At 30.6% G+C, this 206-nt stretch carries 1 pseudogene; it reads left to right on the forward strand.

The annotated features are described in order from the left end of the window. Positions 1-206 (forward strand): annotated as a pseudogene (locus HMPREF3023_RS09845) (signal recognition particle-docking protein FtsY); the annotation flags it as partial.

The following is a 206-nucleotide window of genomic DNA, read 5'->3' on the forward strand; positions in this document are numbered from 1 at the left end:
GACATCAGAAAAAAAAGAAGATACAAATGAAGTCTTTAAGGACAATGAAGTAGTTGAAGATGCCTTAGAAGATAAGAAAGAAAAGCAAGAAGAAACTCAAGCGGAAAAAGAAGAAATCTATGAAAAGCTTGAAAAAGTTTCAGAAAGTGGAAATCTTTCTAAAGAAGATGTAGAGACATCAGAAAAAAAAGAAGATACAAATGAAG

This window comes from Peptoniphilus sp. HMSC075B08 (assembly GCF_001815405.1).
Lineage (GTDB): Bacteria > Bacillota > Clostridia > Tissierellales > Peptoniphilaceae > Peptoniphilus_A > Peptoniphilus_A harei.